The organism is Micromonospora citrea (assembly GCF_049629545.1).
Taxonomy (GTDB): Bacteria; Actinomycetota; Actinomycetes; order Mycobacteriales; family Micromonosporaceae; genus Micromonospora; species Micromonospora citrea_A.
The window spans coordinates 206,429-233,219 of record NZ_JBNADX010000006.1; the positions used below are offsets into that span (position 1 = coordinate 206,429).

At 76.2% G+C, this 26,791-nt stretch carries 1 protein-coding gene (only partly in view); it reads right to left on the bottom strand.

The window, feature by feature from the left end; all coding sequences use genetic code 11:
- On the bottom strand, positions 1-26,791 hold the 3' portion of the coding sequence (locus ACPFP2_RS09860) for a type I polyketide synthase (protein WP_424088226.1). 2,882 nt of this gene lie beyond the right edge of the window; the window shows 26,791 of its 29,673 coding nt (coding positions 2,883-29,673); the start codon falls outside the window, past its right edge; it ends in the stop codon at positions 1-3.

A 26,791-nucleotide genomic window follows, 5' to 3' on the forward strand; every position in this document is an offset into this window, starting at 1 on the left:
TCAGTAAACGCCGTCGACGTCCCCGCCGGGACCGCCGAGTTCCCGGTGGATGAATTCGAATATCTCGGCGTCGCTGGCCCCGTCGAGGGTGGGTGCCACCGGCGCTTCGGCGGGCCGGTCGTCGCCCCAGCGGGCGAGGAACGCCTGCATCTGCACCAGCAGTTTCTGCCGGGTCAGCGGGTCCGGCGCGCTGGCGGCGAAGAGGCCGTCGAGCTTCTCCAGTTCCGACAGCAGGCCGGCGGTGGCGACACCGTCGGACACCACGAGGGTGCGCAGGTGGCGGGCGAGCGCCAGCGGGGTCGGGTAGTCGAAGACCACGCTGGCCGGCAGGGTGGCTCCGGTGGCCGCCCGCAGCCGGTTGCGTAGCTGGACGGCGGTCATCGAGTCGAAGCCGACCTCCCGGAACGCACGCGCCGGGCCGAGGTCGCCGGTGCCGGGGTGACCGAGCACCGCTGCGGCGTGGGTGGTGACGAGGTCGACCAGGGCGGCGTCGCGCTCCGCGTCCGACAGGGGCCGCAGCCGTTCGCGCAGCGCGTCCGCCGCCCCGTCGTCGGCCGGCTCGGCGTCGTGCAGGGTGCGCAGCGCCTCGGCCGCCTCGGGGATCTCGGCGAACAGCGGTCGGGCCCGTACGGCGGCGACCGCCGGCACGAACCGGTCCCACCGCACGTCGGCCACCACGACCTGGGTGCCGTCGGCGACGGCCTGCCGCAGCGCGGCGGTGGCCAGGTCGGGCGCCATGCCGGGCAGCCCGCGCCGGCTGAGCTGGTCCAGGTCGGCGTCGGCGAGGCCGTCGGCCCAGGGGCCGAACGCCACCGACGCGGCCGGCAGGCCGGCCTGCCGCCGGTTCGCGGCGAGGACCTGGAGCAGGGCGTCGCCGGCCGCCTGGCCGGACCGCCCGCCGGAGCCCCACACCCCCGAGGTGGAGGAGCAGAGCACCAGCGCCGGAACCGACCGGGTCTCCAGTTCGTCGGCGTAGCGGGGGATGTCGCCGACGGTGGCGAGCAGGTCGGCGGCGAGGCCGGCGAGGGTCAGTTCCGCCAGCGGTACGGTGCCGGTGTCCGCCGGCACGTGCAGCAGCGCGGTGACCGGCCGGCCGTCGGCGGCGAGCTGCTCCATCCGGTCGGTGAGCTTCCGGCCGGCCGGCTGGTCCAGTGGCACCACGGATGCGCCCTCCCGGTCCAGCCAGGCGGTGGCGTGTCCGGTGAGCGCGCCCGTCCCGCCGGTGACCAGGACGGCGCCCTGCGGGGTCCAGCCGGTGCCGTCCGCTGCTGCGGCGCCCCGGACCAGCCGCCGCGCGTACGCCCCGGTGGCGCGGACCACGAGCTGGTCCTCGCCCTCGGTGTTGGTCAGCGCGGTGACCAGCGCGACGCCGAGGTCCCCGGTCACGGTGCCGGGCAGGTCGACGAGACCGCCGACGTGCCGGGGGTGTTCCAGTGCGGCGGCCAGGCCGAGGCCCCAGCTGGTGGCCTGCCAGGGCCGGGTGGCCGGTTCGTCGTCGGTGGCGACGGCGCCGGTGGTGGCCAGCCAGAGCGGCAGCGGTGTGCCGCTCTCCCGGCCGGTGTGTGCCTGCAGGAGCAGCAGGTTCGCCGCGAGTCCGGACGGCAGGGCGTCCTGGCCCGGGTGCGGCGCCTCGTCCAGGGCGAGCAGGGAGAGCAGTCCGGTGGGCTGGTGCGTGGCGCAGGCCCGGTCGAGGTCGGCGGCGAGGCCGTCCCGGTCGGCGGTCGCCGGGTCCACGGTCAGCAGGTGCACCGTGGCTCCGCCGGCGCGCAGCGCGTCGGCGACCGTGGTGGCGGCTGCCCGCTGCGGGACGACGAGCAGCCAGCTGCCCGGGTCGCCGATGGTGAGCCGCTGGGGCCGCCAGGTGATCCGGTACCGCCAGCCGCTGAGGGTGCCGTCCTGGTGCTGCCGGCGTCGCCACGACTCCAGTTCGGGCAGCAGGTCCTTCAGTGGCTGGCTGGTGTCGATGCCGAGCCGGTCGAGGTCGCCGTCGCTGACCGCGCGCCAGAACTCGGTGTCGGCCCGGTCCGCGCCGCCGGTGAGCGGGGCGGTCAGGGTGGGCCAGTACCGCTGTGGCTGGAACGCGTACGTGGGCAGTTCCGGCAGGTCGCGCGGGGCGGGCCGGGGTCCGGCGAGCGGGCTGAGCAGGGCCGCCCAGTCGAGGTCGCGTCCGGCCGCGTACCGGGTGGCCAGGGCGGTGAGCAGGGCGGTCACCTCGGGCACGCCGGCCTGCTGGGTGGCCGTGGCGACGACGTCGTCGCCGAGCAGGTCGGCGTTCATCGCGGTGAGCACGGCGGCGGGGCCGATCTCCAGGTAGGTGTCGACGCCGGCGGCGTGCAGGGCGGTGATCCCGTCGGCGTACCGGACGGCGTCGCGCACGTGCCGCACCCAGTAGTCGGGTCGGGTCAGCTCCTGCGGGTCGGCGAGCGCGCCGGTCAGGTTCGACACGACCGGCAGCAGCGGCGCGGCGAAGCTCAACTGCTCCAGGACCGACCGGAACTCGGCCAGCATCGGCGCCATCAACGGGCTGTGGAACGCATGGCTCACCATCAGCCGGCGGGTACGCACACCCCGCTCCTGCCAGATCCGCTCCACGTCGTCGAGCGCGTCGACGGGGCCGGCCACCACCACGGAGGTCGGGCCGTTGACGGCGGCGATCCCCACGTCGGTGCGCCCGTCCAGCGTCGGCAGCACGTCCACCTCGGACGCGTTGACCGCCAGCATCCCACCACCGGCGGGCAGCGCCTGCATCAGCCGGCCCCGCGCCGCGACGAGGACGCACGCGTCGGCGAGGGACAGCACCCCGGCCACGTGCGCGGCGGTGATCTCCCCGACCGAGTGGCCGGCGACGAAGTCCGGCACCACACCGAACGACTCGACGAGCCGGAACAGCGCCACCTCCACGGCGAACAGGCCGGCCTGGGTGAACACCGTCTGGTCCAGCAGGCCGGACTCGTCCGAGAACAGCACCGTCTTCAGCGGCTGCGGCAGCAGCGGGTCCAGGTGGGCGCAGACCTCGTCCAACGCGGCGGCGAACACCGGGAACGTCCCGTACAACTCCCGACCCATGCCGGCGCGCTGCGCGCCCTGCCCGGAGAAGAGGACGGCGGTGCCGCCCGTCACGGCCGGCCCGGCCGGCACGAGCGCCGGGTGGGCGTCGCCGGTGGCGAGGGCGCGCAGCGCCGCGAGCCGGGTCTGCGGGTCGGCGGCGACGACCGCCGCCCGGTGGGCCAGGTGCGCCCGCCCTTCGGCCAGCGCCCAGGCCACCGTCCCGGCGTCCGGCCGGTCGCCCGGGTCGGCGAGCCGACGGGCCAGCCGGTCGGCCTGGGCGCGCAGCCCGGCGGCCGTGGCGGCGGAGACCGGCCACGGCAGCGCCGTGTCGGTGGGTACGGGCGGCTCGGCGGGGTCGGCGGCCGGCGCCTGTTCGAGGATCACGTGGGCGTTGGTGCCGCTGATGCCGAACGAGGAGACACCGGCCCGGCGGGGCCGGTCGTCGGCGTCCCACGGCCGCGCCCGGGTGAGCAGCGCCAGCGGCCCGGACGCCCAGTCGACGTGCGGGGACGGCTCGTCGGCGTGCAGGGTCGCCGGGAGCGTCCGGTGCCGCAGCGCCAGGATCATCTTGATCAGGCTGGCCACACCGGCCGCGGCCTGGGTGTGACCGATGTTCGACTTGACCGAGCCGAGCCAGAGCGGCCGGTCGGCGGGCCGGTCCGGCCCGTACGCGGCGATCAGCGCCTGCGCCTCGATCGGGTCGCCGAGGGTGGTGCCGGTGCCGTGCGCCTCGATCGCGTCGATGTCGGCCGGGGTCAGGCCGGCGTTGGCCAGGGCGTGCCGGATGACCCGCTGCTGCGCCGGTCCGTTGGGGGCGGTCAGCCCGTTGGACGCGCCGTCCTGGTTGACCGCGCTGCCGGCGACGACGGCGAGGATCCGCCGGCCGTCGCGTCGGGCGTCGGAGAGGCGTTGCAGCAGCAGGACGCCGACGCCCTCACCCCAGCCGGTGCCGTCCGCGTCCGCGCCGAACGCCTTGACCCGCCCGTCGGCGGCGAGGCCGCGCTGCCGGGAGAACTCCAGGAACGCCCCGGGCGTGGACATCACGGTCACGCCGCCGGCCAGCGCCAGGTCGCACTCCCCGGAGCGCAGGGCCTGGGCGGCCAGGTGCAGCGCGACCAGCGACGAGGAGCACGCCGTGTCGACGGTGACCGCCGGCCCGTGCAGTCCGAACGAGTACGCCAGCCGGCCGGAGACCACCGACGCGCTGTTGCCGGTCGCCTGGTAGCCCTCGACCTCGGAGCGGGCGCCCAGCAGCAGGGTGGCGTAGTCCTGCCCGTTGGTGCCCATGAACACGCCGGTGGCGGAGCCGCGTACCCGCTGCGGGTCGAGGCCGGCCCGTTCGAACGCCTCCCAGGTGGTGTGCAGCAGCAGCCGCTGCTGCGGGTCCATGGCCAGCGCCTCGCGGGGGTTGATGCCGAAGAACGCGGCGTCGAAGTCGGCCACCGCGTCGAGGAAGCCGCCGCTGCGGGTGTAGCTGGTGCCGACCCGCTCCGGGTCGGTGTCGAACAGGGCGTCGAGGTCCCAGCCCCGGTCGGTGGGCATCGGGGTCACCGCGTCCACGCCGTCGACCAGCAGCTGCCACAGCTCCTGCGGGGAGGACACCCCGCCGGGGAAGCGGCAGGCCATCGAGACGATGGCGATCGGCTCGTCGACCGGCGGCCGGACCACCGTCGTACCGGCCGCCGGGCCGCCGTCGACCGCGCCGGCCACCAGTCCGGTACGCAGGAAGCGGGCCAGTTCCGCCGCCGACGGGTGGTCGAAGACCACGGTGGACGGCAGGGTCAGCCCGGTACTGCGGCCCAGCCGGTCGCGCAGCTGCACGGCGGCGAGGGAGTCGAAGCCGAGTTCCCGGAACGCCCGGCCGGCCGGCACCTGGTCGGTGGAGCTGTGGCCGAGCACCGCCGCCGCCTCCGCGCGTACCAGGTCGACCAGGAGGGTCTCCTGGGCGGTCGCCGGCAGCGTGCCGAGTCGGGCGCGCAGGCCTTCGGTGGCGGGGTCGGTCTGCGGCTGCGCTTCGGCGACGGCCGGGGCGACCCGGTCGAAGAGGTGGCTGGGCCGGGCCGCGGTGAACGCCGCGACGAACCGGGTCCAGTCCACGTCGGTGACGACCGGGGCCGCCTCGGCGGCGTTGACCCAGCGGCCCAGCGCCGCGACGGCGGCGTCGGGCGCGAGCGGGGTGAAGCCGCGGCGGCGCAGGCCCTCGGCGGTCTCCCCGGCGGCCATGCCGTCGTCGGCCCACGGGCCGTACGCCAGGGCGGTGGCGGGCAGGCCGGCGGCCCGGCGGGCGGCGACGAGGGCGTCGAGCAGGGCGTTGCCGGCCGCGTAGCCGGCCTGCCCGCCGCCGCCCCAGACGCCGGCCACGGAGGAGAAGACGACGAACGCGTCGAGGTCGCGGTCCTGGCAGGCGGCGTCCAGGTGGACGGCGCCGAGCACCTTGCCGGCCATCGTCTCCGACAGGTCGGTGTCGGTCGTCCGGTACGCCGGGGTGGTTCCGCCGGACGTGCCGGCGGTGTGCACGACGGCGGTGAGCGCGGGCAGACCGGCGACCAACGCGGCGACCGCGTCGGCGTCGGTGACGTCACAGGCGACGATCCGGGCGGAGGCGCCCAACTCCCCGGCCAACTCCGCCGCACCGGGAGCGTCCGGGCCACGCCGGGAGACCAGCACCACCTCAGCGGCCCCGTTCGCCGACAACCACCGGGCCACGTGCCCACCCAACGCGCCGGTACCCCCGGTGACCAGCACCGTGCCCGACGGCCGCCAACCCGACCCGGCAGGCGGGACGGCGGCCACGAGACGGCGACCGAAGACGCCGCTGCGGCGGACGGCCACCTGGTCCAGGGTGCCGTCGGCGAGGACGGCGACGAGCGCGGCGCGGGTGGTCCGGTCGGCGCGGGCCGGCAGGTCGACCAGGCCGCCCCAGCGGTCCGGCTGTTCCAGGGCGACGGTGCGGCCCAGGCCCCAGGCCGGTGCGGCCCAGACGTCGCCGGTGCGCTCGTCGGCGGTGACCGGCAGGGCGGCCCGGCTGAGCGCCCACACCCGGCCCGGCAGACCGGTGTCGGTCAGCGCCTGGGTGAGGGTGAGCAGCACCGCCGTGCCGGCGGGGACGCCCGGCGCGTGCGGCAGCGGCCGGTCCTGTCGGGGCAGGACGCAGAGCACGCCCGCCCAGCCCTCGGCGCCGGTACGACGCAGCCGCTCGCCCAGTTCCGTCCGGCCGACGGTGGGGTTGACGCCGAGGGTGTCGACGGTGGCGCCGGCCTCGGTGAGGGTCTTCGCGACGCCCGCGTCGGCGCCGCCGCCCACGGTGACCACCAGCCACCGGCCGGTCAGCCCAGAAGCCGGGGCGGGCCGGACCGGCTCCCAGCCGATCCGGTACGACCAGCCGTCGAGGGTGGTGTCGCGGGTGCGGGCGCGGCGCCAGGTGGTCAGGGCGGGCAGGGCGGGGGTGAGGGCGTGTACGGCGTCGTCGCCGAGTTGCCCGGCGAGGACGCTCAGGTCGCCGCTCTCCACCGCGGCCCAGAACTCACCATCCCCAGCGTCCACCGTGGTGTCCGGGGTGCGCGGAGCCGACTCGGGCCAGAACCGCTGATGCTGGAACGCATACGTCGGCAAGTCCACCCGGGTCGCGCCGCTGTCGGCGAACCACTGCCGCCAGGTGACGGGCACCCCGGCGACGTGCAGCTCGGCCAGGGCCGCGAGCAACGCCTGCGCCTCGGTACGGTCCCGGCGTTGAGCGGCGACGGCGAGCACACCCTCGTCGCCGGGCAGCACGTCGGCGGTCATCGCCGTCAGCACGCTCTGCGGGCCGACCTCCACGAACGTGTCCACCCCGGCCGCCCGCAGGGCGGTGACACCGTCGGCGTAGCGGACGGCCTCGCGCACGTGCCGCACCCAGTAGTCGGCGGTGCGGATCTCGTCGGCGTCGGCGAGCGCCCCGGTCAGGTTCGACACGATCGGCAGCAGCGGCGCGGCGAAGGTCAGCCCGTCGAGGACGGTGCGGAACTCGTCGAGCATCGGTTCCATCAGCGGGCTGTGGAACGCGTGGCTGACCGTCAGCCGCCGGGTGCGGGCCCCCTTCTCCCGCCAGACCCGCTCCACCTCGTCGAGGGCGTCGAGCGCACCGGAGACGACGACGGAGGTGGGCCCGTTGACGGCCGCGATCCCCACGTCGGTCAGCCCGTCGAGACCGGCCGCCACCTCCGCCTCGGACGCGTTGACCGCCAGCATCCCGCCACCGGCCGGCAGCGCCTGCATCAACCGGCCACGCGCCGCGACCAGCGCGCACGCGTCCGCGAGAGACAGCACCCCGGCCACATGCGCGGCGGTGATCTCCCCGACCGAGTGACCGCCGACGTAGTCCGGCACCACACCGAACGACTCCACCAGACGGAACAACGCCACCTCGACCGCGAACAGGCCGGCCTGGGTGAACACGGTCTGGTCCAGCAGCCCCGCCTCGTCCGCGAAGAGCACCGTCTTCAGCGGCTGCGGCAGCAGCGGGTCCAGATGGGCGCACACCTCGTCCAAGGCAGCCGCGAACACCGGGAAGGCGTCGTACAGCTCCTGGCCCATGCCGGCGCGCTGCGCGCCCTGGCCGGAGAAGAGGACGGCGAGCCGGCCGCGTTCGGTGGCGCTGCCGGTGACCACGGCGCCGGAGGGGTCGCCGGTGTCGAGGGCGCGCAGCGCGGCGAGCAGGTCGTCCCGGTCGGCGACCAGGGCGACGGCCCGCTGTTCCAGCGCGGGTCGGGTGGTCACCGACGACCAGGCCACGTCCACCGGACGCAGCGTGTCGTCACCGGCCAGCCAACGCGCCCACCGGCCCGCCTGCCCGGCGAGGGCGGCGTCGGTACGCGCGGAGAGCAGCACCGGCACGACCGGCGTCTGCCGCTCGACCACCTCGCCGTCGACCACGAACGGCGACGGCGGCTGCTCGATGATCACGTGCGCGTTGGTGCCAGAGATGCCGAACGACGACACGGCTGCCCGACGGGGCCGGTCCACCGCCGGCCACGGGGTCGGCGCGGTGGCCAGGGCGACCGCGCCGGCCGTCCAGTCGATGTGCGGGGACGGCTCGTCGACGTGCAGGGTGCGCGGCACCAGGCCGTGCCGCATGGCGAGGACCATCTTGATGACCCCGGCGACACCGGCGGCGGCCTGGGTGTGGCCGATGTTGGACTTGATCGACCCGAGCAGCAGCGGCCGGTCGGCGGGCCGGTCCTGCCCGTAGGTGGCCAGCAGCGCCTGCGCCTCGATGGGGTCACCGAGCGTGGTGCCGGTGCCGTGGGCTTCCACGACGTCGACCTGTGCCGGGTTGAGCCGGGCGTTGGCGAGGGCCTGCCGGATCACCCGCTGCTGCGACGGACCGTTCGGGGCGGTCAGCCCGTTGGACGCGCCGTCCTGGTTGACCGCGGTGCCGCGCACCACGGCCAGGATTCGCCGGCCGTCCCGCCGCGCGTCGGAGAGCCGCTGCACGAGCAGGACGCCCACGCCCTCGGACCAGCCGGTGCCGTCGGCCGACGCGGCGAACGACTTGCACCGCCCGTCCGGTGACAACCCCCGCTGCCGGGAGAACTCGATGAACGTGCCGGGGGTGGCCATCACCGTCACACCGCCGGCGAGGGCGAGGTCGCACTCCCCGCTGCGCAGCGCCTGCGCAGCCAGGTGCAACGCCACCAGCGACGACGAACACGCCGTGTCCACGGTGACCGCCGGGCCCTCCAGGCCGAACGTGTACGCGACCCGCCCGGACAGCACGCTGCCCGAGGTGCCGGTGCCGACGTACCCCTCCACCTCGGCGGGCAGGTCCATCAACCGGGTCGCCCAGTCGTGGTACATGACTCCGGCGAACACCCCGGTCCGGCTGCCGCGCAGCCGGTGCGGGTCGAGACCGGCGGACTCGAACGTCTCCCAGGACGCCTCCAGCAGCAGCCGCTGCTGCGGGTCCATCGCCAGGGCCTCACGCGGGCTGATGCCGAAGAACCCGGGGTCGAACTCGGCCGCGCCGTACAGGAAGCCGCCGTGGCGGGCGTACGAGGTGCCGCTGTGGTTGGGGTCCGGGTCGAAGAGGGATTCCAGGTCCCAGCCCCGGTCGGCGGGGAACTCGCCGACGCCGTCCCCGCCGCCCGCCAGCAACTCCCAGAGCTGGTCGGGGCTCTCCACGCCGCCGGGGTAGCGGCAGGCCATGCCGACGATCGCGATCGGCTCGTCGGTGCCGGTGGTGGCGGTGACGGCCGGTTCCGCCGCCGATCCGGGTACGCCGGCCAACTCGGACCACAGGTGGTCGGCGAGCACGGCCGGGGTCGGGTAGTCGAAGACCAGCGTGGAGGCCAGCCGCAGCCCGGTCGCCGCGTTGATCCGGTTGCGCAGGTCCACCGCGGTCAACGAGTCGAAGCCCAACTCCCGGAACGCCCGGTCGGCGGGCACCGCCTCCGCGCCGCCGTGCCCGAGGACCTGGGCGACGAGGCCACGGACCAGGAGCGCGAGCTGTGCCCGGCCCTCGTCCTCGGTGAGCCCGGCGAGCCGGTCGGCCCACCCGCCCCCGCCCTGTCCCGCCTGACGCCGGCCGGTCGCGCCGACCAGGGTCCGCAGCATCGGCGGTACGACGCCGCCGGAGGCGGCGGCCCGCAGCGCGGGCACGTCGATGGTCGCCGGCACCAGGACGGGCCGGCCTGTCGTGAGGGCGGCGTCGAACAGCGCCAGCCCGGTCTCGGCGCTCATCGGGGTCAGACCCGCGCGGGCCGATCGGGCACGATCGCCGTCGGAGACCGAGGCCGCCATCCCGTCGGTGTCCCACATCCCCCACGCCATCGACACCGCCGGCAACCCCACCTGCCGCCGATACGACGCCAACGCGTCCAGGAACGTGTTCCCCGCCGCGTACGCCCCCTGACCCGGCGAACCCAACACACCCGCCACCGACGAGAACACCACGAACAGATCCAGATCCAGACCCACCGTCGCCTCGTGCAGATGCCACGCCGCATCCACCTTCGGCGCGAGCACCGCCGCCAACCGATCGGCGGTCAACCCCTCGACCACACCGTCATCGAGCACACCCGCCGTGTGCACCACACCCGCGAGCCGGCCTGCGGCGGTGACCCCATCGACCAGGGACCGCACCGCATCCCCATTGGTCACATCACACGCCACCACCTGCACCGACGCGCCCAGCGCCGACAACCGATCCACCAGCGCACCCGCACCAGACGCCTCAGCCCCCCGCCGGGACGCGAGCACCAACGACCGCACCTCGTGGCGCGACACCAGATGCTCCGCAACCAACGCGCCCAGCGCACCCGTGCCACCGGTCACCACCACCGTGCCCGCACCCACCACGACCTCCGCCGAAGCCGAGGCCGACGCCCGCACCAGACGCGGCACCCACACCCCACCGGAACGGACGGCCACCTGGCCGCCGAGGGTGGTGTCGTCGAGGGTGCCGGCGAGCACGCTCAGCAGGTCGGGCGTCAGGTCGCCGGTCTGCGCGTCGGCGTCCAGGTCCACCAGGACGATGCGGCCGGGGTGTTCCGACTGGGCCGACCGGAGCAGGCCCCACACGGCGGCGCCGGCGAGGTCGGCCAGCCGGTCGCCGTCGCGGGCGACGACCGCGCCCCGGGTAACCGCGACGAGGGTCGTGCCGGCGAGCGCGTCGGCGGCGAGCCAGGCCCGCACCACGCCGAGGACGTCCGTGGTCACCGACCGGGCGTACCCGGGCAGGTCGTCGACCTGCTCGGGCGTGGCGGGGACCGGCAGCACGAGGGCACGCGGGGCGTCGGCTCCGGCGGCGACCGCGGTCAGCACCGCCGCCACGTCCGGGTACGCCGTCAGCCCGGCCGGACGCTCGGTGTCCCGGGCGAGCAGCGCCCAGCCGGTCCCCGGCGTGGTGGGGGTGAGCGGGGCCGCCTGCCAGGACACCTCGAACAGCGACCGGGTGGCGGCGCTCGGCGCGGCCATCCCGGTCAGCTCGCGCAGCACCAGGGAGTCCACCGAGACGACCGGGGCATTCGACTCGTCGACCGCCACCAGGCGGACCGACGTGCCGGAACGGGTCAGCCGCACCCGCAGCGTCCGCGCACCCGAGGCGTGCACCTGCACACCCTCGAACGCGAACGGCACCCGTGGGGCGGACGACTCGTCGGCCGACAGCAACCCGATCGGGTGCAGGGCGGCGTCCAGCAACGCCGGATGCACCCCGAACCGGCCGGCGCTCTCCGCGACCTCGTCGGGCAGCGCCACCTCGGCGTACACCTCGCTGTCGGCCGTCCAGGCCCGACGCAACCCCTGGAACACCGGCCCGTACGACAGGCCGTGCCCGGCGAGCACGTCGTACCAGCCGGTCAGGTCCACCTCGGACACCCCGGCCGGCGGCCACGCGCCCACGGTCGGATCGTCGGCCGATACCGCGTCGAGCACACCGTCGGCGTGCCGGGTCCAGGCCGCCTCGGGGTCGTCCTCGGGTCGGGAGTGGATGGTCACGGCACGTTGCGGGGCGTCGGCGGGCCCGTCGACCCGTACCTGGATGCGTACGCCCCCGGTGTCGGGGAGGACCAGCGGCGCGGCGACGGTCAGCTCCCGCAGCCGGGAGAGGCCGGCCTCGTCGCCGGCCCGGACGGCCAGTTCGACGAGCGCGGCGCCCGGGACCAGGGTCAGGCCGGCGACCGTGTGGTCGGCGAGCCAGGGGTGCGTGGCCAGGGAGAGGCGGCCGGTCAGCACCACCTCGTCGTCGCCGGCCAGGTCGACCGCCGCGCCGAGCAGCGGGTGGCCGGCGTCGCCGAGCCCTGCCCCCGACATGTCGCCGATGCGGGGGCGGGGGGACGCGGGCCAGTACCGCTGGTGCGCGAAGGCGTACGTGGGCAGGTCGACCCGTCGTGCGCCGGTGTCGGTGAACCACTGCCGCCAGGTGACGGGCACACCGGTGACGTGCAGTTCGGCCAGGGCGGCGAGCAGCGCGGCGACCTCGGTGCGGTCCCGGCGTTGGGCGGCGACGGCGAGCACGCCGTCGGCGTCGGGCAGGACGTCGGCGGTCATCGCCGTCAGGACGCTCTGCGGGCCGATCTCCAGGAACGTGTCCACCCCGGCCGCCCGCAGGGCGGTGATCCCGTCTGCGTAGCGGACCGGCTCCCGCACGTGCCGCACCCAGTAGTCGGGACTGCGGATCTCGTCCGGGTCGGCGAGCGCGCCGGTCAGGTTCGACACGACCGGCAGCAGCGGCGCGGCGAAGGACAGCCCGTCGAGGACGGTACGGAACTCGTCGAGCATCGGTGCCATCAGCGGGCTGTGGAACGCGTGACTCACCGTCAGCCGGCGGGTCCGGGCCCCCTTCTCCCGCCAGGTCCGCTCCACCTCGTCGAGGGCGTCGACCGCGCCGGAGACGACGACAGAGGCCGGGCCGTTGACGGCGGCGATGTCCACGTCGGCCACCCCGTCCAGCGTCGGCAGGACGTCGGCTTCGGGCGCGGCCACGGCGAGCATCCCGCCACTGGCCGGCAGCGCCTGCATCAACCGACCCCGCGCCGCCACCAGGACACACGCATCCGCCAGGGACAACACCCCCGCCACGTGCGCGGCGGTGATCTCCCCCACCGAATGCCCGGCGACGAAGTCCGGCACCACACCGAACGACTCCACCAGACGGAACAACGCCACCTCGACCGCGAACAGACCGGCCTGGGTGAACACGGTCTGGTCCAGCAGCCCCGCCTCGGGCGTGCCCTCGTCGGCGAAGAGCACCGACTGCAACGGCTGCGGCAGCAGCGGGTCCAGGTGGGCGCAGACCTCGTCCAGCGCGGCGGCGAACACCGGGAACGTCCCGTACAGCTCCCGACCCATGCCGGCGCGCTGCGCGCCCTGCCCGGAGAAGAGCAGGGCCAGGTGCCCGCGCGGTGCCACGGCGCCGGTGACGGCCGCCCGGGTGGGCTCCCCGGCGGCGAGGGCGGTCAGCGCGGCGAGCAGGTCGTCGCGGTCGGCGGTGGTCAGCACGGCCCGCTGCTCCAGCGCCGGGCGAGTGGTCACCGACGACCACGCCACGTCCACCGGACGCAGCGACTCGTCACCGGCCAGCCACCGCGCCCACCGGCCCGCCTGCCCGGCCAGGGCCACCTCCGACTTCGCGGAGAGCAGCACCGGCACGGTGACGGCCGGCGTCGACTCGACGTCGGGCCGGGCGGGCGGCACGATCTCGCCGTCGATCACGTCGGCGGGCGGCTGCTCGATGATCACGTGGGCGTTGGTGCCGGAGATGCCGAACGACGACACCGCTGCCCGACGCGGCCGGTCCACCGCCGGCCACGGGGTCGCCTCGGTGGCCAGCGCCACCGCCCCCGCCGTCCAGTCGACGTGCGGGGACTGCTCGTCCACGTGCAGGGTGGGCGGGACGACGCCGTGCCGCATGGCGAGCACCATCTTGATCACCCCGGCGACACCGGCGGCGGCCTGGGTGTGCCCGATGTTCGACTTGACCGACCCGAGCAGCAGCGGCCGGCCGGACGGACGGTCCTGCCCGTACGTGGCCAGCAGCGCCTGCGCCTCGATCGGGTCACCCAGGATCGTGCCGGTGCCGTGCGCCTCCACGGCGTCCACGTCCGCTGTGGACAGCCGGGCGTTGGCGAGGGCCTGCCGGATGACCCGCTGCTGCGACGGCCCGTTCGGGGCGGTCAGCCCGTTGGACGCGCCGTCCTGGTTGACGGCCGTGCCGCGCACGATCGCGTACACCCGGCGGCCCTCACGTCGGGCGTCGGAGAGCCGCTGCACGAGCAGCACGCCCACGCCCTCGGACCAGCCGGTGCCATCCGCCGACGCGGCGAACGACTTGCACCGCCCGTCCGGCGACAGCCCGCGCTGCCGGGAGAACTCCACGAACGTCCCCGGCGTCGCCATCACCGTCACACCACCGGCCAGCGCCAGGTCGCACTCGCCACTGCGCAGCGCCTGGGCGGCGAGGTGCAACGCCACCAGCGACGACGAGCAGGCGGTGTCCACGGTGACCGCCGGCCCTTCCAGACCGAACGTGTACGCGACCCGCCCGGAGAGCACGCTGCCCGAGGTGCCGGTGCCGACGTAGCCCTCGGCGTCCGGCGGCAGGTCGGCCAGCCGGGAGGCGTAGTCGTGGTACATGACCCCGGCGAAGACGCCGGTGCGGCTGCCGCGCAGCCGCTGCGGGTCGAGGCCGGCGGACTCGAACGTCTCCCACGAGGTCTCCAGCAGCAACCGCTGCTGCGGGTCCATGGCGATCGCCTCGCGGGGCGAGATGCCGAAGAACGCCGGGTCGAAGTCCGCCGCGCCGCGCAGGAAGCCGCCGTGCCGGGTGTACGAGGTGCCGCTGCGGTCCGGGTCCGGGTCGAAGAGGGACTCCAGGTCCCAGCCGCGGTCGGTGGGGAACTGCGAGATGCCGTCGCCGCCGCCGGCCAGCAGCGTCCAGAGCTGGTCGGGGCTCTCGACGCCACCGGGGTAGCGGCAGGCCATGCCGACGATCGCGATCGGCTCGTCGGTGCTGACGGCACGCGCCGTCGACCGGCGGGCGGTGAGCTGGCCGGAGACCTGCGCGTAGAGGTGCTCGGCGAGCACGGCCGGGGTCGGGTAGTCGAAGACCAGCGTGGAGGCCAGCCGCAGCCCGGTCGCCGCGTTGATCCGGTTGCGCAGGTCCACCGCGGTCAACGAGTCGAAACCCAACTCCCGGAACGCCCGGTCCGCCGGCACCGCGTCGGCGCCGCCGTGCCCCAGCACCTGCGCCACCAGGCCACGGACCAGCAGGTCGATCTGGGCGCGGGCCTCGTCGGGGGCCAGGCCGGCGAGCTGGTCGGCCCAGTCGCCGCCCTGCCCGGCCTGTCGGCGGGCGACGGTGGCGCCGACCAGGGCGCGCAGCACGGTCGGCACCGGGCCGGCGCCGAGGGCGGCCCGCATGGCCGGTACGTCGAGCACGGCCGGCACCGGCGCCGGGAGCCCCGCCGCGAGGGCGGCGTCGAACAGCGCCAATCCGGTCTCGGCGCTCATCGCCGTGATGCCGGCCCGGGCCGAGCGGGCCCGGTCGCCGTCGGAGATCGAGGCCGCCATCCCGTCGGTGTCCCACATCCCCCACGCCATCGACACCGCCGGCAGACCCACCTGCCGCCGATACGACGCCAACGCGTCCAGGAACGTGTTCCCCGCCGCGTACGCCCCCTGACCCGGCGAACCCAACACACCCGCCACCGACGAGAACACCACGAACAGATCCAGATCCACACCCGCCGTCGCCTCGTGCAGATGCCACGCCGCATCCACCTTCGGCGCGAGCACCCGGGCCAGCCCTTCGGCGGTGATACCGGTGACGACACCGTCGTCCAGCACACCCGCCGTGTGCACCACACCTGCGAGCCGGCCTGCGGCGGTGACCCCATCGACCAGGGACCGCACCGCATCCCCATCCGTCACATCACACGCCACCACCCGCACCGACGCGCCCAGCGCCGACAACCGCTCCACCAACGCCTCCGCGCCGGTGGCAGCCATCCCCCGCCGGGACGCGAGCACCAACGACCGCACCCCGTAGGCCGACACCAGATGCTCGGCCACCAACGCGCCCAGCGCACCCGTACCACCGGTCACCACCACCGCACCCGCGCCCACCACGACCTCCGCCGAAGCCGAGGCCGACGCCCGCACCAGACGCGGCACCCACACCCCACCGGAACGGACGGCCACCTGACCGCCGGTCGGGTCGTCGGCGGCGCGGGCGAGCAGGCCCAGCACGTCCGGGTCCAGGTCGCCGTCGACGTCGGCCAGGACGATCCGGCCCGGGTGCTCGGACTGCGCCGCGCGCAGCAGGCCCCACACGGCCGCCGCCGCCAGGTCGTCGACCCGGTCGGTGGGGTGCGCCGCCACGGCGCCCCGGCTGACCACGACCAGTCGCGTGTCGGCGAGCGCGTCGGCGGCCAGCCATGCCTGGGTGACCGCGAGGACGTCGGCGGTGACGGCCCGCGCGGTGTCGGGCACGGCGGCGTCGCGGCCGGCGGGCAGCGGCAGGAGCAGCGCCCGGGGCGCGGTGGCCCGGCCGGCCTCGACCGCCTCGGTCAGTGCCGCGACGTCCGGGTACGCCGGCAGGTCCGGCAGGCCGGCCGGCACGTCGGACAGCAGCGCCCAGCCGGACGTGTCGGCGGGGGTGAGGTCCTCGGGCTGCCAGGCGAGGGTGAACAGCGAACGGGCCGCCGTGCCGGGGGCGACGACGCCGGTCAGCTCGCGCAGCACGAGGGAGTCTACCGACACCACCGGCGCGCCCGAGGCGTCCACCGCCACCAGGCGGACCGACGTGCCGGAGCGGCTCAGCCGCACCCGCAGCGTCCGCGCACCCGAGGCGTGCACCTGCACACCCTCGAACGCGAACGGCACCTGCGGGGCGGACGACTCGTCGGCCAGCAGCAGCGCGATCGGGTGCAGGGCGGCGTCCAGCAACGCGGGGTGCACCCCGAAGCGCACCGCCTCACCGGAGATCTCCTCCGGCAGCGCCACCTCGGCGTACACGTCGTCGTCGCTGGTCCACGCCCGACGCAACCCCTGGAACACCGGCCCGTACGACAGGCCGTGCCCGGCGAGCGCGTCGTACCAGCCGGACAGGTCCACCTCGGACACCCCGACGGGCGGCCACTCGCCCATCGTCGGCTCGTCGGCCGATTCCGCATCGAGCAGACCGTCGGCGTGCCGGACCCAGTCGGGGTCGCCGTCGGACTGGGAGTGCACCGCGACCGGCCGGACCCCGGTCCCGTCGGGCGGGCCGACGCGGACCTGGACGCGGACCGCGCCGGTGTCGGGCAGCACGAGCGGGGCGGCGACGGTCAGCTCCCGCAGGCGGGGTACGCCCGCCTCGTCGCCGGCCCGGACGGCCAGTTCGACCAGGGCGGTGCCGGGGACGACCACGACGCCGGCGACCGTGTGGTCGGCGAGCCACGGGTGAGTGGCGACCGACAGCCGGCCGGTGAGCACCACCATGTCCTCGCCGGCGACCGTGACCGCGGCCCCGAGCAGCGGGTGCCCGGCCGCGCCGAGCCCGGCGCCGGTCACGTCGCCCGCCCTCGCCCGGCCGATGCCGAGCCAGTAGCGCTCGTGCTGGAACGCGTACGTGGGCAGGTCGACGCGCTGCGGGTCCGCCCCGGCGTACCACTGCGCCCAGGTGACTGCGACGCCGTGCGCGTGCAGGTCGGCCAGGGCGGCGAGCAGCGCGCGCGGCTCCGGCCGGTCCCGGCGCTGCACGGCCACGGTGAGGGTGGACCCGTCGGCGGGCAGCACGTCGGCGGTCAGCGCGGTCAGCACGCTCTGCGGACCGATCTCCAGGAAGGTGTCCGCCCCGGCGGCGCGCAGCGCGGTGATCCCGTCGGCGTAGCGGACGGCCTCGCGCACGTGCCGTACCCAGTAGTCGACCCGGGTCAGCTCCTGCGGGTCGGCGAGGGCACCGGTCAGGTTCGACACGACGGGCACGAGCGGCGCCCGGAACACCAGCCCGTCGAGGACGGCGCGGAACTCGTCGAGCATCGGCTCCATCAGCGGGCTGTGGAACGCGTGGCTGACCGTCAGCCGCCGGGTGCGCACTCCCCGGCCCTGCCAGGTCCGCTCGATGTCGTCCAAGGCGTCGACCGCGCCGGAGACCACGACGGCGGACGGTCCGTTGACGGCGGCGATGCCCACGTCGGTGCGCCCGTCCAGCGTCGGCAGGACGTCGGCTTCGGGCCCGGCCACGGCGAGCATCCCGCCACCGGCCGGCAGCGCCTGCATCAACCGTCCACGCGCCGCGACCAGCGCGCACGCGTCCGCGAGAGACAGCACCCCGGCCACATGCGCGGCGGTGATCTCCCCGACCGAGTGGCCACCGACGTAGTCCGGCACCACACCGAACGACTCCACCAGACGGAACAACGCCACCTCGACCGCGAACAGGCCGGCCTGGGTGAAGACGGTCTGATCCAGCAGCCCGGACTCGTCCGCGAACAGCACCGACTGCAACGGCTGCGGCAGCAGCGGGTCCAGGTGGGCGCAGACCTCGTCCAGCGCGGCGGCGAACACCGGGAACGTCCCGTACAGCTCCCGGCCCATGCCAACGCGCTGCGCGCCCTGACCGGAGAAGAGCAGCGCGAGCTGGCCCCGGGCCGTGCCGGCGCCGGTGACGACGGTGCCGGCCGGGGTGCCGGTGGCGAGGGCGCGCAGGCCGGCCAGCAGCTCGTCCCGGTCCGCCGCCGTGACGACCGCGCGGTGTTCCAGGACGGCCCGGCCGATGACGGACGACCAGCCCACGTCGACCGGGCGCGGTTGCGCGTCGGCGGCGAGCCAGTCGGCCCAGCGCTGCGCCTGGGCGGCGAGGGCGGCCTCGGTGCGCGCCGACAGCAGCACCGCCGCCGGGGCGGCCGGCGTGGGCGCGTCCGCCGACGGCGGGCGGGTCCCGGCGGGCGGCTGCTCGATGATCACGTGCGCGTTGGTGCCGCTGACGCCGAACGAGGAGACCGCCGCCCGGCGCGGCCGGCCCGTCTGCGGCCAGGGCCGCGCCTCGGTGAGCAGTTCCACCGCGCCGGCCGTCCAGTCGATGTGCGGGGACGGCTCGTCGACGTGCAGGGTGCGCGGCATGGTCCCGTGCCGCATCGCCATGATCATCTTGATGATGCCGGCCACCCCGGCGGCGGCCTGGGTGTGCCCGATGTTCGACTTGACCGACCCGAGCCACAGCGGACGGTCGGCGGGCCGGTCCTGCCCGTAGGTGGCCAGCAGCGCCTGCGCCTCGATGGGGTCACCGAGCGTGGTGCCGGTGCCGTGCGCCTCGACGGCGTCCACGTCGACGGTGGACAGCCGGGCGTTGGCCAGCGCCTGCCGGATGACCCGCTGCTGCGACGGACCGTTCGGGGCGGTCAGCCCGTTGGACGCGCCGTCCTGGTTGACCGCGGTGCCGCGCACCACGGCCAGGATTCGCCGGCCGTCCCGCCGCGCGTCGGAGAGCCGCTGCACGAGCAGGACGCCCACGCCCTCGGACCAGCCGGTGCCATCCGCCGACGCGGCGAACGACTTGCACCGCCCGTCCGGCGACAGGCCCCGCTGCCGGGAGAACTCCACGAACGTCCCCGGCGTCGCCATCACCGTCACACCGCCGGCCAGCGCCAGGTCGCACTCCCCCGACCGCAGCGCCTGCACGGCCAGGTGCAGCGCCACCAGCGACGACGAACACGCGGTGTCCACGGTGACCGCCGGGCCCTCCAGGCCGAAGGTGTACGCCACCCGCCCGGAGACCACGCTGCCGGAGTTGCCGGTGCCGATGTAGCCCTCCAACCCGTCCGGCAGCTCCTGCACCTGCGAGGCGTAGTCGTGGTACATCAGCCCGGCGAAGACGCCGGTGCGGCTGCCGCGTACCCGCGCCGGGTCGAGGCTGGCGGACTCGAACGTCTCCCAGGACGCCTCCAGCAGCAGCCGTTGCTGCGGGTCCATCGCGACGGCCTCGCGGGGCGAGATGCCGAAGAAGGCGGGGTCGAACGCGGCCGCCCCGGTGAGGAAGCCGCCGTGCCGGGCGTACGAGGTGCCGGGGTGGTCGGGGTCCGGGTGAAACAGCGAGTCGAGGTCCCAGCCCCGGTCGACGGGGAACTCGCCGATGCCGTCGCCCCCGGCGACCAGCAACTGCCACAGCTGCTCGGGGTTGTCCACCCCGCCCGGGTAGCGGCAGGCCATGCCGACGATCGCGATCGGCTCGTCGACGCCGGTGGCGGCGACCACGTCGGGCCGGGCGGCGACCGCGCCGGTGAGCTGCTCGTGCACGTGGGCGGCGAGGGCGCCCGGGGTCGGGTAGTCGAAGACCAGCGTGGCGGCCAGCCGCAGCCCGGTCGCCGCGTTGACCCGGTTGCGCAGGTCCACCGCGGTCAGCGAGTCGAAGCCCAACTCCCGGAACGCCCGGTCCGCCGGCACCGCCTCCGCGCCGCCGTGCCCGAGCACCTGCGCCACCAGGCCCCGGATCAGGACGTCGACCTGGGCGCGGGCCTCGTCGGGGGCGAGCGTGGCGAGGCGCTGCGCCCAGCCGCCGGCCGCGCCACCGCCGGCCTGCCGCCGGGTGGTCACGGTCCCGACCAGGGCGCGCCACATCGGCGGTACGCCGGTGGAGGTGGCCGCCGCGCGCAGGGCCGGCACGTCGACGACGGCGGGAACGAGGGCGGGCGTGTCGGTGGCGACGGCCGCGTCGAGCAGCGCGACGCCGACGGGTTCGGTGATCAGGCCGAGGCCGGAGCGGGTGACCCGGGAGCGGTCGGCGGCGCTGAGGGTGGCCGCCATGCCGTCGGTGTCCCACATGCCCCAGGCCAGGGAGTGCGCGGGCAGGCCGCGTCCCCGGCGGTGGGCGGCGAGGGCGTCGAGGAAGCTGTTGGCCGCCGCGTACGCGCCCTGACCCGGGGAGCCGAGCACCCCGGCGATGGAGGAGAAGACGACGAACAGGTCGAGGTCGAGGTCGGCGGTGGCCTCGTGCAGCCACCAGGCGGCGTCGACCTTCGGGGCGAGCACCCGGGCCAGCCGGTCCGGGTCGATGCCGGTGACGACGGCGTCGTCGAGGACGCCCGCGGTGTGCACCACGCCGGCGAGCCGGTCGCCGTCGGTGAGCTGCCCGACGAGGGCGCGTACGGCGGCGGGGTCGGTGACGTCGCAGGCGAGCACCCGGACCCGGGCGCCGTGGGCGGCCAGTTCGGCGGCCAGTTCGGCCGCGCCGGGGGCGTCGGGGCCACGCCGGCTGACCAGGGCGAGGGAGTCCACGCCCCACTCGGTGACGAGGTGCCGGGCGAGCAGGGCGCCGAGGGCGCCGGTGCCGCCGGTGACCAGCACGGTGCCGCCGCGCAGCCGCGGGGTGGCCGCGGGCGGGGCGTCGGCGCGTACCAGACGGGGGGTCAACGCCGTGTCGCCGCGGACCGCGAGCTGCGCCGCGGCCGGGTCGTCGGCGGCGGCCGCGAGCAGCGCGACGGCGGGCGCGTCGAGGTCCCGGTCGAGGTCGGCCAGGACGATCCGGCCGGGGTGCTCGGACTGGGCGGAGCGGACCAGGCCCCAGACGGCCGCGCCGGCCAGGTCCTCGGCCGGGTCGGTGTCGGTGGCCCGCACCGCGTGGCGGGTGACCACGGCGAGGCGGGTGTCGGTGAGGTCGTCGGCGGCCAGCCACGCCTGCACGGCGGTGAGCACGTCGGTGGTGACCGCCCGGACCGCCGCCGGCAGCTCCCCCGCCGGCGTCACGGGCACGGGCAGCAGGACCAGCCGGGGTACGTCGCCGGCCGCGACCAGTTCGGCGGCCCCCGGGTACGCGGGGATGTCGGGCAGCGCCGGGCCGGGCGCGCCCAGCAGGGCGGCCGCGGGCGGCTCGGCGGGGGTGAGCGGCTCGGCGTGCCAGGCGATGCGGAACAGCGACCGGGCGGCGAGGGTGGCCGCAGACGGGTCGACGCCGGTCATCTCGCGCAGCACGAGAGAGTCGACGGACACCACCGGGCGGTCGGTGTCGTCCACGGCGAGCAGCCGCACGCCCGACCCGACGCGGGTGAGCCGCACACGGAGGGTGTCGGCCCCGACGGCGTGCACCTGGACGCCCTCGAACGCGAACGGCGCCTTGGGTCCGCTGGTGCCGTCGCCGGGCAGCAGGGCGGTGGGGTGCAGGGCGGCGTCGAGCAGCGCGGGGTGGACGCCGAAGCCGGCGCCGCCGTCCACGGTGGCGGCGGGCAGGGTCACCTCGGCGTAGACGGTGTCGTCGCCGGCCGTCCAGGCCCGGCGCAGGCCCTGGAACACCGGCCCGTACGTCATGCCGTGCCCGGCGAGGGCCGGGTACCAGCCGGCGAGGTCGACCTCGTCGGCGTGCGCCGGGGGCCACGCGCCGAGACCGGTGTCGTCGGTCGGGTCGACGGCGGTGAGCACACCCTCGGCGTGCCGCACCCAGTCACCGTCCGGGTCGTGGTCGGGCTGCGAGTGGACGGTGACGGCCCGCCAGCCGGCGTGGTCGCGGGGGCCGACGCGGACCTGGACCCGCACCGCGCCCCGCTCGGGCAGCACGAGCGGGGCGGCGATGGTCAGCTCCCGCACCCGGCAGGGGCCGAACTCGTCGCCGGCGCGCAGCACCAACTCGACCAGCGCGGTGCCGGGGACGACCACCGCGCCGGCCACCACGTGCTCGGCCAGCCACGGCTGGGCGGCCACGGAGAGCCGGCCGGTGAGCACGGCGGCGTCCTCGCCGGCCAGCCGGACGGCGGCGGCGAGCAGCGGGTGCCCGGCCGCGCCGAGGCCGGCGCCGGAGACGTCGGAGGCGCGACCGGCGGGGCGCAGCCAGAACCGCTCCTGCGCGAAGGCGTACGTGGGCAGGTCGACCCGGGTCGGGGCGGCGTCGGCGAACAGCGGGGCCCAGTCGACGGCCCCACCGGCGGCGTACAGCTCGGCCAGGCCGGTGAGCAGGGCGCGCGGCTCGGCGCGGTCGCGGCGCTGGGTGGGCACGGCGAGGACGGCGTCCCCGGTCAGGGTCTCGCGGACCAGGGCGGTGAGCACCGCGCCGGGTCCGATCTCGACGAACGTGTCGACGCCGGCGGCGCGCAGGGCGCTGACACCGTCGGCGAAGCGGACCGCTTCGCGGACGTGCCGCACCCAGTAGTCGGGGCGGGTCAGCTCCTGCGGGTCCGCGAGGGCCCCGGTCAGGTTGGACACCACCGGGACCAGCGGCGCGGCGAAGCTCAGCCCGTCGAGGACGGTGCGGAACTCGTCGAGCATCGGCGCCATCAGCGGGCTGTGGAACGCGTGGCTGACGGTCAGCCGGCGGGTGCGCACCCCCCGGTCCTGCCAGGTCCGCTCCACCTCGTCCAAGGTGTCGAGCGCACCGGAGACGACGACGGAGGTCGGCCCGTTGACGGCCGCGATCGCCACGCGATCGGTGAGCCCGTCGATCGACTCGGCCACCTCCGCCTCGGACGCGTTGACCGCCACCATCCCACCACCGGCCGGCAGGGCCTGCATCAGCCGACCCCGGGCGGCGACGAGGGCGCACGCGTCGGCCAGGGACAGCACCCCGGCCACGTGCGCGGCGGTGATCTCCCCGACCGAGTGCCCACCGACGAAGTCGGGCACCACGCCGAACGACTCGACGAGCCGGAACAGCGCCACCTCCACGGCGAACAGGCCGGCCTGGGTGAACACGGTCTGGTCCAGCAGCCCGGACTGGTCCGCGAAGAGCACCGACTTCATCGGCTGCGGCAGCATCGGGTCCAGGTGGGCGCAGACCTCGTCCAGCGCGGCGGCGAACACCGGGAACGTCGCGGACAACTCCCGACCCATGCCGGCGCGCTGCGCACCCTGCCCGGAGAAGAGCAGGGCGACCGGACCCCGGTCGGTGGCGCGGCCGGTGAGCACGGCGTCGCTGGGCTCGTCGGCGGCGAGGGCGGCCAGCGCGGCGGTCAGCTCGGCGTGGTCGGCGGCGAGCAGCACCGCGCGGTGCTCGAGGGCGGTACGGGCGGTCAGCGAGGTCCAGGCGACGTCGACCAGGCGGGGCAGCCCGTCCGCGCCGAACCGGTCGGACCAGTGCCGGGCCTGCCGGGCCAGCCCGCCCTCGCCCCGCGCGGAGAGCAGCACCGGCGCCAGCGGCGGCGCGGCGGACTCGACCACCTCGCCGGGGACGATGTCGGCGGGCGGCTGCTCGATGACGACGTGGGCGTTGGTGCCGCTGACGCCGAACGACGACACGGCGGCCCGGCGGGGCCGGTCCGTCTCCGGCCACGGCCGCGCCTCGGTGAGCAGTTCCACCGCGCCGGCCGACCAGTCGACGTGCGGGGTGGGCTCGTCGACGTGCAGGGTGCGGGGCAGGACGCCGTGCCGCAGCGCCTGCACCATCTTGATCACCCCGGCGACACCGGCGGCGGCCTGGGTGTGCCCGATGTTCGACTTGACCGAGCCGAGCCACAGCGGCCGGTCGGCGGGCCGGTCCTGCCCGTACGTCGCCAGCAGGGCCTGCGCCTCGATCGGGTCGCCGAGCGTGGTGGCGGTGCCGTGCGCCTCGACCACGTCGACGTCGACGGTGGTGAGCCCGGCGTTGGTCAGCGCCTGCCGGATCACCCGCTGCTGCGACGGCCCGTTCGGCGCGGTCAGCCCGTTGGACGCGCCGTCGGAGTTGACCGCGCTGCCGCGTACCACGGCGAGGATCCGGTGGCCGTTGCGGCGGGCGTCGGAGAGCCGCTCGACGAGCAGCACGCCGACGCCCTCACCCCAGCCGGTGCCGTCGGCGGCGGCGGCGAAGGAGCGGCACCGGCCGTCGGCGGCGAGCCCGCCCTGCCGGGTGAACTCGACGAACGCGCCGGGGGTGACCATCACCGTCACGCCGCCCGCGACGGCGAGGTCGCACTCGCCCTGCCGCAGCGACTGCACGGCCAGGTGCAGCGCCACCAGCGACGACGAGCAGGCGGTGTCCACGGTGACCGCCGGCCCCTCCAGGCCGAACGTGTAGGCGACCCGACCGGAGATGACGCTGTGCGCGCCGCCGGTGAGCCGGTAGCCGTCCAGGTCGGGGGTCTCGTCGCCGGTGCCGTAGCCGGACGGGGACGCCCCGACGAACACCCCGGTCGGGGTGCCGTGCAGCGCGTCCGGGGTGACGCCGGCCTGCTCGAACGCCTCCCAGGTGGCCTCCAGCAGCAGCCGCTGCTGCGGGTCCATCGCCAGCGCCTCGCGCGGGCTGATGCCGAAGAAGACCGGGTCGAAGTCGGTGGCGGTGTCGATGAACCCGCCGTGGCGGGTGTACGAGCGGCCGGGCGCGTCGGGGTCGGCGGCGAGCAGCCGGTCCAGGTCCCAGTGCCGGTCGGTGCGGAACTCGGTGATGCCGTCGCGTCCGGAGGCGACGAGGTCCCACAGCCCGTCGGGGTCGCTGACCCCGCCCGGGTAGCGGCAGCTCATCCCGACGATGGCGATCGGCTCGTCGGCGGCCACCGGGCCGCCCGCGCCGGCCGGCGTGCCGGCTCCGGCGGCGTCGTCGAGGCGCAGCAGGGCCGCCAGGTGTCCGGCGAGGGTGGCCGGGTTGGGGTAGTCGAAGATCAGCGTGGTGGGCAGGGTCAGCCCGGTCGCGGCGGTGAGCTGGTTGCGCAGCTCCACGGCGGTCAGCGAGTCGAAGCCCAGGTCCTTGAACGCCCGCTTCGGCTTGACCGCGTCGGTGCCGGCGTGACCGAGCACGGCGGCGGCGTGGTCGCGGACCAGGTCGGTCAGGTGCCGGTCCCGCTCGGCGCGGGTCAGGGCGGTCAGCTGGGCGCGCAGCGCGGTGGCGTGGTCGGTGCCGGCGTCGGCGGGACGCGCGGCGAGGGCGTCGCGGGCCTCGGCGATGTCGTCGAGCAGCGGGCGCGGCCGGGCCGACGCGTACGCGGGGGCGAACTGTTCCCAGTCGATGTCGGCGACGGTCAGGCAGGTCTCGCCGTGTTCGACGGCGCGGCGCAGGGCGAGCAGCGCGGCGGCCGGCTGCATCGGGTTGAGGCCACGGCGGCTGAGCAGCCGCTGCGCCTCCTCGGTGGTGGCCATGCCACCCTCGGCCCAGGCTCCCCAGGAGATGGAGGTGGCGGTGAGCCCCCGGGCGCGGCGCTGCTCGGCGAGCGCGTCGAGGTACGCGTTCGCGGCCGCGTACGCGCCCTGTCCGCCGCTGCCCCAGACGCCGGAGATGGAGGCGAAGGTGACGAACGCGTCGAGCGGCCGGTCACCGAGCAGTTCGTCGAGGTACGCCGCACCGGCGACCTTGCCGGCCATGACGTGGTCGAGCACGTCCAGGTCCGTGTCGACCAGCGCGGTGAGCCGGGTGACGCCGGCGGCGTGCAGCACGGCGGTCAGCGGGGCGACCTCGTCCAGGCCGGCGACCAGCGCGGCGACCTGGTCGCGGTCGGCCATGTCGCAGGCGACGACGCTGACCCGTACCCCGGTGGCGGTCAGCTCGTCGGCCAGCTCGCGGGCGCCGTCGGCGTCGAGGCCGCGGCGGCTGGTGAGGACCAGGTGCGCGGCGCCGTTGGCGGCGAGCCAGCGGGCGGCCTGCGCGCCGATCGCGCCGGTGCCACCGGTGACCAGGACGGTGCCGCGCGGCTGCCACGCGGTGACCTGCCGGGCGGTGCGGGCGGTGGTGCGGGCGAGCCGGCGCACGAAGGTGCCGTACGGGCGCACGGCGAACTGGTCCTCGTCGCCGCCGGTGGTGAGCAGCCGGGTGACCTCGGCCCAGGTCGCGTCGTCGGGCTCGGCGGGCAGGTCGACCAGGCCGCCCCAGCGGCGCGGGTGTTCCAGGCCGACCACCCGGGCCAGGCCCCAGAGGGCGTGCTGGGCGGCGCTGGCCACCGGCTCGGCCGGGTCGGTGCCGACACCGCCGACGGTGAGGCACCACAGCGGGGCGGGGAGGTCGGTGTCCTGGAGCGCCTGCACGAGGCGGGTGGTGGCGACCAGCCCGGTGGGGATGCCGGGGTGTCCCGGGTACTGCGCGTCGGCGAGGCCGAGCAGGGAGACCACGCCGGCCAGGTCGGCGTCACGGTGCCCGGCCAGCGCCTCGGCCAGCTCCTCGCGGCCGGTCGCGGCCGGGTCGACGGCGATCCGCCGGACCGGTCGGCCACCGGCGGCGGCGAGCCGGTCCACCCAGCCGTGCACGGTGGCGTCGCCGTCGGGCAGCACCACCAGCAGGTCGCCGTCGACGGGCGGGCCGCCGGTCGACCCGGCCGGCTTCCACACCACCCGGTACGACCAGCCGTCCAGCACGGCCCGTTGCAACCGGGCCCGGCGCCAGGACGACAGCACGGGCAGCGCC